Source organism: Halanaerobiales bacterium (assembly GCA_035270125.1).
GTDB lineage: Bacteria > Bacillota > Halanaerobiia > Halanaerobiales > DATFIM01 > DATFIM01.
In genome coordinates, this window is sequence record DATFIM010000096.1 from 1 (window position 1) to 10,677 (window position 10,677).

The window sequence follows — 10,677 nt, forward strand, 5'->3', positions numbered from 1 at the left end:
TTGATTTTGATAAAGAAATAGTTATTGTTTCTCGTGATTCCAGTTCAGGAACTTTTGGAGTATTTAATGATGTAGTTAATGATGGTAAAATTGATGGTAACCCTATAAGATTAACTCCTACTGCTTTAACTCAATCATCTAATGGCGATATTGCCGGGACAGTTGCAGATACAGAAGGTGCAATAGGTTATGTAGGATTAGGATATTTATCTGATAATCTTAAAGCTGTAAAAGTTGAGGGAGTAAAGCCTACAAATGCAACAGTTGCTAATGGCCAGTTCCCAATTGCTCGTCCATTATATATGTTTACTGATGGATGGCCACAGGGTGAAATTAAAAAATTCCTTAATTTTGTCTTAAGTACAGAAGGCCAAAAATTAATTGAACAAATAGGGTATGTTCCCCTTCACTAAAAATTAAAATAATTGATATATTTTGATACTAAAGAAGAAGAGCCTAATTTGGGGCTCTTTCTTTTTTTGTTACAACATATTAACATCCCTTTAACTTTTTTTTAACATTTTAGTGTTACAATCAAATTAGAAAAAAATGTGTTTATAAAGGGGGAAATAGATATTGCATTGGAAAACTAAAGAAAAAATAATTAAAAAAGTTTTATTTGCTTTTGCTTTATCTTCTATTTTATTTTTAACAGGTATTGTAATTGTATTATTTATTGAAGGTTTACCAATATTTGAAGAAGTAGGAGTTTTGGAATTTATAACAGGTAAAATTTGGTATCCGACTTTTTCACCACCTGACTATGGAATTTTACCTCTTATTCTTGCCTCTTTGGTTGTTACTTTAGGAGCGATGATAATAGCTGCACCTTTAGGAATAGCATCCGCTATCTTTATTTCTTATATACTACCTAAAAAATATAGAAAAATAGTTAAACCTGCAGTTGAGATGTTAGCAGGTGTCCCATCTGTTATTTATGGTCTTTTTGGGATGAAAATACTGGCTCCATTTTTGAGTGATTTGTTTAATCTACCTACAGGTCTTACGGGATTAAATGCATCAATTATGTTAGGAATCATGGCTTTACCAACTGTTGTCAGTCTTTCTGAAGATGCAATTACTACAGTTCCTAAAAAGTTCAGAGATGCTTCTTTGGCTTTAGGAAGTACTAAATGGGAAATGTTAAGTAAAGTTATTTTACCTACTGCTTCATCTGGAATTGTAACAGCAGTTATTCTTGGAATGGGAAGGGCAATAGGAGAAACAATGACTGTATTAATGGTCGCAGGAGGAGCACCGGTTATGCCTAAAAGTATATTTAAACCACTCAGGCCGATGACAGCTACAATTGCTGCTGAAATGGGAGAAGCCCCAGTTGGTAGTGGTCACTATCATGCACTTTTTGGAATCGCAATTGTGCTTTTTGTTATAACTCTTGTCTTTAATATAATAGCTGATATTGCTTCACAAAGATTTAAAGAGAAAGTGAGTGGTTCTTAATGGATAATAAACTACAATTAAGACATATAAAACAAAAAATATATTTTTCAGTTTTTGGGCTGACTCTATTAATAGCTCTTGCAGCTTTAGTTCTAATAATATATTTTGTATTTAGCAAGGGAATAGGAGTAATAGATTGGGAGTTTATATCTGCTATGCCGCAAAATGGTATGACTGAAGGTGGAATATTCCCGGCAATTCTAGGATCATTTTATCTTGTTATTGGATCAATAATATTTTCAGTTCCTTTAGGAGTATTAGCAGCAATTTATATGACTGAATATGCTAGTGAAGGTAAAATAATTAGGATTATAAGAATTGGTGTCAATAATTTAGCTGGTGTACCTTCAGTTGTATTTGGTCTTTTTGGGTTAGCAGTTTTTGTAAAGTTTTTTAATTTTGGGGTTTCAGTACTATCTGGATCGTTAACTTTAGGAATAGTCATTTTGCCAACAATCATTAGGGCTTCAGAAGAGGCATTAATGTCTGTTCCAGATGAATATAGAAAAGCTTCTTTAGCAATGGGAGCAACAAAGTGGCAGACAATAAAAAATGTAGTATTGCCTGCAGCTATGCCAGGAATTTTCACTGGTTGTATTTTGGGGATTGGAAGAGTAGCTGGAGAGACAGCACCTATATTATTTACTGCGGTTACTTTTTATTCAAGGCGCTTACCTGATTCAATATTTGATGAAGTAATGGCTTTACCCTTTCATATTTATGCTCTATTGAAAACAGGTACTTCCCCTGAACAACAGGTTCCAATAGCATATGGGGCGGCAGTAATTTTATTGTTATTAGTTCTTGGAATTAACTTAATTGCAATTTTGCTTCGAATTAAATATAGTAAAAAAATGGGTTCAGAATAATAATATATTGAAATCTGCATTTAGTTTTTTAATAGATGCAGATTTTTTAATAATAAAAGTCAGAATATTATTAATTTTATATTTTTCAAAATTTTTTGTTAAAATAAGAAGGATTTATTAAATTAAGATAGAATAAAGTATATGGAAAGCAATTGTCGACAAACGACAATAAATATTTTTTTAAGTTGTATTGTCGACAGTAGACATTTATTATAAAAAGGGGTGATACTCTTTAGTTAACTGCTTTTTGTAATTATTAATAAACAAAAGGGGGATAATTAATTATGGCTAAAAAGAAAAGTATTTTGGATTTTAATGAAATGAAAGAAAAAGGTGAAAAAGTAGCCTGGATTACAGCATATGATTTTCCTACTGCACAATTTGCTGAAGAAGCTGGTATGGATATGATTTTAGTGGGAGATTCATTGGGAATGGTAGTCAAAGGTTATAAAGGTACTGAACCGGTAACAATGGAAGATTGTATTGCTCATTCTCAGGATGTAAGACGCGGTGCTCCCAATACATTTTGTATAGGTGATATGCCTTTAGGTTCTTATCAAGTTTCAGAAGAAAAGGCAGTTGAAAATGCAGTTCGTTTTATTAAAGAAGCTGATATGGATGCAATAAAATTAGAAGGTGGCAGAAGAGTTACAGATAAAATAGAAGCGATCACAGAAGCAGGAATAGTAGTATTTGGACATATTGGACTAACTCCTCAGAGTTCAGGTCAACTTGGTGGATTTAAAGCTCAAGGTTTAACTGTTGATAGTGCTCGTGAACTAATTAAAGATGCTCTTGCTGTTCAGGAAGCTGGAGCTAGAGCTTTATTGCTAGAAGCTATTCCACCTGAAGTAACAGAATATATTAGTAATAAATTGGATATACCAGTATATTCAATAGGAGCAGGTGCTCCCTGTGATGGTCAATTATTGATTTGTGGAGATATGTTAGGTATGTTCCAGGCTTTTACTCCAAAATTTGTAAAGAAATATGCTAATGTAGCAGAAGAAGAAATTAATGCATTTAAAAAGTATATTGATGAAGTAAAAAATGGAGAATTTCCTAAAGATGAACATGTTTATCATATAAAAGATAGTGAAGAGGAATTTGAAGAATTATTTGATGAATTTGAATAAAATTAAATTATAAAAAATAAATGGAGGTTATATAAAATGGCTTTTAAAGATATGCAGAAATTTATTGAAGATAAAACAGATTTTCCAGTGAGAGAAAGTTTTGATATGCCTGATTCAGATAAACGTTTTGATGGTGGAGCACATGCCAGAATAGAGATTTCTGGTATAGAAGGAGTTTCTAATCTGGAAGCAATGATAGATGAAGCAGATAAGAGAAATGTTACAGTTCACCGAGTAATCTCTTTAGTTAGAGGAGCTACTCTGCTTGATGATGGTGAATTGAAAGCATTTGCTGAATTAGGTGCAGAAAATGATTTAGAATTATTAGTTAACCCGTCAGCTAATCGTGGTTGGGATTCAGGTAGACAGTATGTTACTGATGAAGGTTATGTTTCCGGGATGAGAATGCGTGGTCATGATATGGCATATAATTATTTGCGTGAAGTAGATAGATGTTTAGAAGCTGGTCTCAGAGGTTTTCTTGTTACAGATGAAGGTATGCTTAAATTGTTAAATCAAATGAGAGATGAAGGACTAATTCCTGAAGAAACTAAATTTAAAGTATCAGTCTTTGCCGGACATGGTACAGGTTATGGTGGAAAATTATTAGAAGACTTAGGAGCAGATAGTTTTAACCCACTTGCAGATATGACTTTACCAATGTTAGCTTCTATTCGTCAGAGTGGTCTTGATATTCCTTTAGATGTTTATATGAGTCTTGTTGAGTCAATGGGTGGTTTTCAGCGTTATCATGAATCAGCTGAAATAGCAAGAGTTGCTGCACCTGTATATTACAAAATTGAGCCAGGACCTTCTGAAGCAGAATTATATAATACCTGGGTAGATGCACAAAATCCTGATTATGGTGATAATCTTGCAAGACAGAGAGTAAAATTAGCACAAATTATTACTGAGTGGTTGGATAGATCAGACCATGATATTGTAATGAATGACTATAAAGAAGATCTTTCAATTCCTAAACCATAATTAATATAAAAAAATATAGAAATATAAATCTAAACTTTATCTAAATTGTGATTGGAGGTCATAAAATGGAAAAAGTAAGTGTATTTGAATCAGCCTTAAATGCTTTAAAAACTGCCGGTGAAAAAGGTGGAATAGATGAAAGAGTTATTCGTTTATTATCCAGACCAAAAAGAGTAATTGATTTTTCAATACCACTTAAGATGGATAATGGAGAATTTAGATTATTTGAAGCATATAGAGTACAATATAATGATGCATTAGGTCCAACTCGTGATGGTACCAGATTTGTACCTAATTTAGATCTTGATGAAGTTAAGGCTTTAGGTCTTTTTATGACAATTAAACATGCTGTTTCTGGTGTTCCTGCTGGTGGAGGAAAAGGTGGAATAAAAGTTGACCCTTCTGAGCTTAGCGAATGGGAACTTGAGAGATTAACCAGAGGTTTCATTAGAAATTTAAAACCTATGGGACCTAATACTGATATTCCAGGTGCAGACATTGGTACTAATTATAAGACTCAATCCTGGATGCTTGATGAATATGAACAAATTACTGGTGAACATTTACCACATGCTATTAATGACAAACCTTCAAGTATGGGAGGCACTGCAGGTAGTGCTGAAGCTACAGGTCTTGGAATATTCTTCGTTTCAATGGCCGCATTTGAAGATTATAATGTAAGTAAAGATGCTGATATTGTAGTTCAGGGATTTGGACAGGTTGGTGCTAACATAGCCAGATATCTTGATGATCAGGGATATAACATAATCGGTGTAAGTGATATTAGTGGAGGTCTTTATTTAGAATCAGGTTTTGATATTGCTGATTTACAGGAATATGTTGAAGAAAATGGTGTAATAGAAGGATATGGAAAAGGTGAAGAAATCAGTAATGAGGAATTGCTTGAATTGGATTGTGAAGTTTTAATTCCGGCAGCAGTTCAAAATGTACTTAATAAAGAAAATGCTGATAATGTTAAAGCTGACATTATAGTAGAAGCTGCTAATGGCCCTACAACTCCAAAGGCAGAAAAGATTTTTGAAGATAGAGGTATAACAATCGTCCCCGATGTTGTAGCAAATGCTGGGGGAGCAATAGTATGTCATTATGAGAGAATACAGGGGATTACTGATGATTATTGGAAGTTAGAAAAAGTAAATAATAAACTAAAAGATCAAATACTTGGTGCTTATAACTCCGCGAAGAGAGAAGCAGATAAAGCAGATAGTTCATTAAGAACTGGAGCCTGGATAACTGCATTAAAAAGAGTTAGCGAATCTGTGAAGATGAGAGGCTGGGTATAAAATAAAAAAAGGCCTCCTTAAACTGGAGGTCTTCAGTTTAAATTTAAAAAGATAAGTAGTAGAGAAATTAAAAAAGGAGTGATTTTTAAATGGCTGGATTTTGGTCAGTTATACCCCCGCTTGTTGCAATTGGTCTTGCAATTTATACAAGAAAAGTACTAATCTCTTTATTTATTAGTATTTGGGTGGGAGGATTAATTCATACAGGTGGAAGTCCCTTCGCAGCTATTGGTCTTACTTTTACTTGGATGAAAGATGTTATGACAGACCCTTGGAATGCAAGATTTTTAGTTATGACAGCACTTTTAGGTTCAGGAGCAGCTTTTATGTTTAAAATAGGTGGTTCATTTGCTATCACAAGATCTTTGGAAAAGAAGTTAAATAATAGAAGACGTGCCCAGACTTTTGGTTGGGCTTTAGGGATGATTGTTTTCTTTAATGATTATGTAAATTCAGTTATAGCAGGTAATGCTTCTAAAGATATAACTGCTAAATATAATGTTTCCAGAGAAAAATTAGCATATATTTTAGATGCTACTGCAGCACCTATTGCAACTATAGGACCAGTTTCTGACTGGATAGGTTATCAAGTTTCATTAATTGCAGCTGCTTTTGCTTCAATAAGTCTTGTCGATACTAAAGCATATTTTGCATTTTTAAAATCTATTCCATGGAACTTTTACAGTATTTTATCATTAATTGCTGTACCAATGATTATTTGGGGAAAAGATTTTGGCCCAATGGCTAAAGCAGAACTTAGAGCAATGAAGACTGGAAAATTAATTGGAGATGATGCTACTCCCTTATCTTCTGTTGAAGATGATTTAGGTGAACCAGTGCAGCCTGAAAAAGCCAATGTCTGGTACTTTATAATTCCTTTAGTAACTTTAATTAGTGTAGGCATCTGGGCTTTATGGTATACAGGAGGAGGAGCTTCTGGAAAACCTATTATGGATGCCATAGCTGATACAGATGTTTCTATCGCATTGACCTGGGCAGCTTTTGCAATGACTTTTGTAGGAGTATTATTTGGATTTAAACAAGGTATGAGTTTTGACGAAATTGAAGATACTTTATTAGGTGGATTCAAAACTATGTTACCAGCTCTAGTTATTATTATTCTTGCCTGGTCAATTGGTACTGTTACTGATGTGTTGGGGACTGCAGATTATGTAGTGGAAGCAACAAGAGGATGGATGTCTGCAGGACTGTTACCATTTCTAATTTTTGCTATTGGTATGTTTATAGCATTTTCTACGGGAACATCTTGGGGAACAATGGCTATTTTAACTCCAATTGGGGTTCCTCTAGCTTATGAAATAGGCGGTTTATCGTTAGTATATATCATTATAGGTGCTGTATTTGCTGGTGCTATATTTGGTGATCATTGTTCACCAATTTCAGATACAACAGTAATGGCATCAATATTCGCTGGTTCTGATCATATCGATCATGTTAAAACTCAGATACCTTATGCAGTAATACCAGCAGGAATAGCAGCAGTTTTATATTTGCTTTCTTCACAGATACAAAAAGGTTATATTTTGCTTATTATTGGAGTTATAGCTCAATATTTTATTTTCAAATGGGTAGGTAACTATTATCAGAAACATAACTTTAGTGAGGAAGAGATAGAAGCCTTAAATAATAAAGAAATTCATGATATAGATCAGGTAGAAGTTTAAATTTTTTACTAAAAATCAAAAAAGGCCTCCTTAAACTGGAGGTCTTCAGTTTTCACTATTAATTAGAGGAGGAAATAGTAATGTTACTATTTGAAGAATCTGAGTATAAAAATAGGTTAAAAAAGACTAAAGAAAGAATGAGAGAAAAGGGTATTGATGTTTTAATGGCTACTCATCCAGCTAATATGAATTATTTAACTGGTTATGATGGTTGGTCCTTTTATGTCCATCAATGTGTTTTAGTTTCATTAGACCAGGAAGAACCAGTTTGGATAGGTAGAAATATGGATGCCAATGCAGCAAAAGTAACTACTTATTTAAGTGAAGAAAACATAAAAAATTATGCAGATGATTATGTACATTCCCCAATAGGTAAACATCCTGTAGATTTTATAGTAGATGTCATCAAAGAAAGAGGATGGGGAGATAAAAATATTGGTTTAGAAATGGATCAATTCTATTTTACTCATAAAACATATGAAATATTGAATGATAACTTACCACAGGCTTCATTTACTGATGCTAATTTACTTGTAGCTATGGTAAGACAAATAAAATCGCAACAGGAAATAGAATATATGAAAAAAGCTGGAAAAATAGCTGAAAAGGTAATGAGAACAGGTATAGATGCGCTTGAAGTTGGTAGAAGAGAATGTGATGTTGCAGCAGATATATCACATGCTCAAATAAGTGGAACAGATGATTTGGGAGGAGATTATCCAGCAATTGTTCCTCTAATGCCAGCTGGTGATGGGATAGATGCTCCTCACTTAACCTGGAGTGAAAGAAAATATGGAAATAATGAACCTGTGATTTTAGAATTATCAGGTTGTTATAACCGTTATCATGCACCAATGGCAAGAACAGTATATCTTGGAGATCCTCCTTCAAGAATGAAAGAAATTACTGATTTTGTGGTAGAAGGATTGGAGGAAACACTTGATTTCATTGAACCTGGAGTGACCTGTGAAGCAGTTGAAGAAAAATGGAGAAACTCAATTGCTAAAGGTTCATTAGTTGATGCTTCTAGATTAGGTTATTCATTTGGATTAAATTATCCACCTGATTGGGGAGAACAGACAGCAAGTATGCGTCCTCATGATAAAACAGTACTTAAAGAAAATATGACATTTCATTTGATCCCTATTATCTGGGAAGAAGATATAGGTTTTGAAATGAGTGCAGCTATAAGGATTACTGAGGATGGAGCAGAAGAATTATATGATTTTCCCCATAAATTATTTACAAAATAAATTAGCCATAAACTCCTCCAGAAATCTTAGATTTTGATAATTATGAAAAAATTCAGTAATTGGAGAAGGATTATAAGACATAGTATAGAATAAATTAATGTATTTTAATTTAAGATTTTTGGAGGAATATCGCTTCTGGGGGATTTAAAATGAAGTTTAATAAGGAAATTCAGCATAAAAGTTTGAGTGGAAAAGTTGTTGACTATCTTAAAGAAGAAATATTTATGGAAAATTATACAGGTGGAGATCGTATACCTGAAACCAAAATTGCTAATGAATTAAATATAAGTAGAGCTCCGGTGAGAGAAGCTTTTAAAGAGCTTGAAAATATGGGATTTGTTGAAATAATATCTAGAAAAGGGACTTTTGTAGTTGACTTTAGAGAAGATGAAGTTCAGGAATTATATGAAATAAGAGTGATATTGGAAGAAAAAATATTTAAAAAATTAATTAAAAATAAAATTTTATCTGAAAATGATTTTGAATATTTAGAAGAATTAATAGAGGAAATGGTTGAAATAGCTAAGAGTGACAAAAATGAAAATAGAAAAGTTTTTGAAGTGAATAAATTAGATATGAAATTTCACCGGTATTTGTGGTGTAAGTCAGAAAGTAAATGGACTATAAAGATCTTAACTACTTTATATAATCAACTTCAATTAGCAATGATTCTTGATGCAAAAAAAGAAGAGAATTTAGTAAAAGCAAGTTTAAAACATCAAAAAATTATTGATAATTTAAGAAATAATGATTTAAAAGAAACTAAAAATGCTGTTATAGAACATATTAAGACATTATCTAAACAGGTTGAAGACTAAAGATTGAAACTATTTTTATAAGAATAAATGTCGACAATTGACTGTTAACAAAATGGATAAGAAAAGATTGAGTTTTCTGAAAAGGAATAATATTTAGTTAGGAGTGATAATCATGTCTAAAGAAATAATTTACACAGAAAATGCACCTGAGCCAGGCAATTATTCACAGGCAGTACAGTTAGGTAATACAATTTATGTTTCTGGTCAAACTGCCGATGATCCTGAAACAGGAGAAGCAGTACACGGCTCAGTTGCTGAACAGACTGAACTAATTTTGACAAATATAAAAAATATTTTAGAATCAGCAGGTTCCAGTATGAAAAAAGTAGTGAAAGTAAATGTTTATATCTCAGATATGAAATATAAAGAAGAAATGGATAATACGTATAAGAAATTTTTCGATAAAAACCCTCCAGCAAGAATTGCAATGGCCGTAAAAGGGCTTGATGCTGGTTTAGATGTTGAAATAGATGTTATAGCTGAAGCTTAATAAATTTGGTTAGTAACAGGAGGGTATTTATGGGTTTAAAAAATTTAGAATTGAAAAATATTTATGAAGCTTCAAATAAAGTTTATAAAATAGCCAGAAAAACTCCTCTTTATAAAACTGTAGATCTTTCAGATGAATTAGGATCAGAAATTTATTATAAATTAGAGTTTCTTCAGGATACAGGAAGTTTTAAAGTCAGAGGAGCAAGCAATTTTGCTTTAAATCTTAGTACTGAAAAATTAAAAAAGGGTTTGGTAACCTATTCAACTGGTAATCATGGAAGGGCTGTATCACATGTTGCAAAAACCCTGGGAACTGATGCAAAAGTTTGTTTATCCAATAATGTTCCTGAAAATAAAAAGGAAGGCATTAGAAAATCAGGAGGAAATGTGATTGTTTATGGAGATAGTCAGGATGAAGCTAAAATTAAAGCTGAAGAATTAAACAATAGTGAAGGACGTTCTATTGTTCCACCATTTGATGATACACATATCATCTCCGGTCAGGGTACAATTGGTCTGGAAATAATGCAGGAAATACCTGATTTGGATAGTGTAATAGTTCCTTTAAGTGGTGGTGGATTAATTAGTGGAATAGCTTTAGCAGTAAAATCAGTAAATCCTGAGTGTAAAGTATATGGTGTTTCAATGGATAGAGGTGCAGCAATGTATGAA

11 protein-coding genes are annotated in these 10,677 nt (G+C 32.7%); all 11 read left to right on the forward strand.

Features of this window, described 5'->3' with window-relative positions; genetic code table 11:
• A partial coding sequence (locus tag VJ881_05230; GenBank protein ID HKL75452.1) for a substrate-binding domain-containing protein occupies positions 1-413 on the forward strand: 413 nt, incomplete at its 5' end.
• A gap of 163 nt (positions 414-576) precedes the next feature.
• On the forward strand, positions 577-1,461 hold the full coding sequence (gene pstC / locus VJ881_05235; protein ID HKL75453.1) for a phosphate ABC transporter permease subunit PstC: 885 nt from the start codon (positions 577-579) through the stop codon (positions 1,459-1,461).
• Positions 1,461-2,330, forward strand: coding sequence for a phosphate ABC transporter permease PstA (gene pstA, locus VJ881_05240; protein ID HKL75454.1), 870 nt, complete (start codon positions 1,461-1,463; stop codon positions 2,328-2,330). Before pstC ends, pstA begins: the two co-directional genes overlap by 1 nt.
• Before the next feature lie 284 nt (positions 2,331-2,614).
• Positions 2,615-3,466: a 3-methyl-2-oxobutanoate hydroxymethyltransferase gene (gene panB, locus VJ881_05245; protein ID HKL75455.1), complete on the forward strand. Its 852-nt coding sequence runs from the start codon at positions 2,615-2,617 to the stop codon at positions 3,464-3,466.
• A 36-nt stretch (positions 3,467-3,502) separates the two neighbouring features.
• The gene (locus tag VJ881_05250) at positions 3,503-4,453 is read left to right on the forward strand and encodes a hypothetical protein (protein ID HKL75456.1); all 951 of its coding nucleotides are present in this window, start codon (positions 3,503-3,505) and stop codon (positions 4,451-4,453) included.
• Between the two features lie 65 nt (positions 4,454-4,518).
• The gene (locus VJ881_05255; protein HKL75457.1) at positions 4,519-5,757 is read left to right on the forward strand and encodes a Glu/Leu/Phe/Val dehydrogenase; all 1,239 of its coding nucleotides are present in this window, start codon (positions 4,519-4,521) and stop codon (positions 5,755-5,757) included.
• Between the two features lie 89 nt (positions 5,758-5,846).
• Complete coding sequence (locus VJ881_05260; GenBank protein ID HKL75458.1) at positions 5,847-7,442, forward strand: Na+/H+ antiporter NhaC family protein; 1,596 nt, start codon at positions 5,847-5,849, stop codon at positions 7,440-7,442.
• Positions 7,443-7,522: 80 nt separating this feature from the next.
• The gene (locus VJ881_05265; GenBank protein ID HKL75459.1) at positions 7,523-8,695 is read left to right on the forward strand and encodes a M24 family metallopeptidase; all 1,173 of its coding nucleotides are present in this window, start codon (positions 7,523-7,525) and stop codon (positions 8,693-8,695) included.
• Between the two features lie 149 nt (positions 8,696-8,844).
• On the forward strand, positions 8,845-9,513 hold the full coding sequence (locus tag VJ881_05270; protein ID HKL75460.1) for a GntR family transcriptional regulator: 669 nt from the start codon (positions 8,845-8,847) through the stop codon (positions 9,511-9,513).
• A 112-nt stretch (positions 9,514-9,625) separates the two neighbouring features.
• The gene (locus VJ881_05275; GenBank protein HKL75461.1) at positions 9,626-10,003 is read left to right on the forward strand and encodes a Rid family detoxifying hydrolase; all 378 of its coding nucleotides are present in this window, start codon (positions 9,626-9,628) and stop codon (positions 10,001-10,003) included.
• A gap of 29 nt (positions 10,004-10,032) precedes the next feature.
• On the forward strand, positions 10,033-10,677 hold a 645-nt coding region (locus VJ881_05280), incomplete at its 3' end, for a pyridoxal-phosphate dependent enzyme (protein HKL75462.1).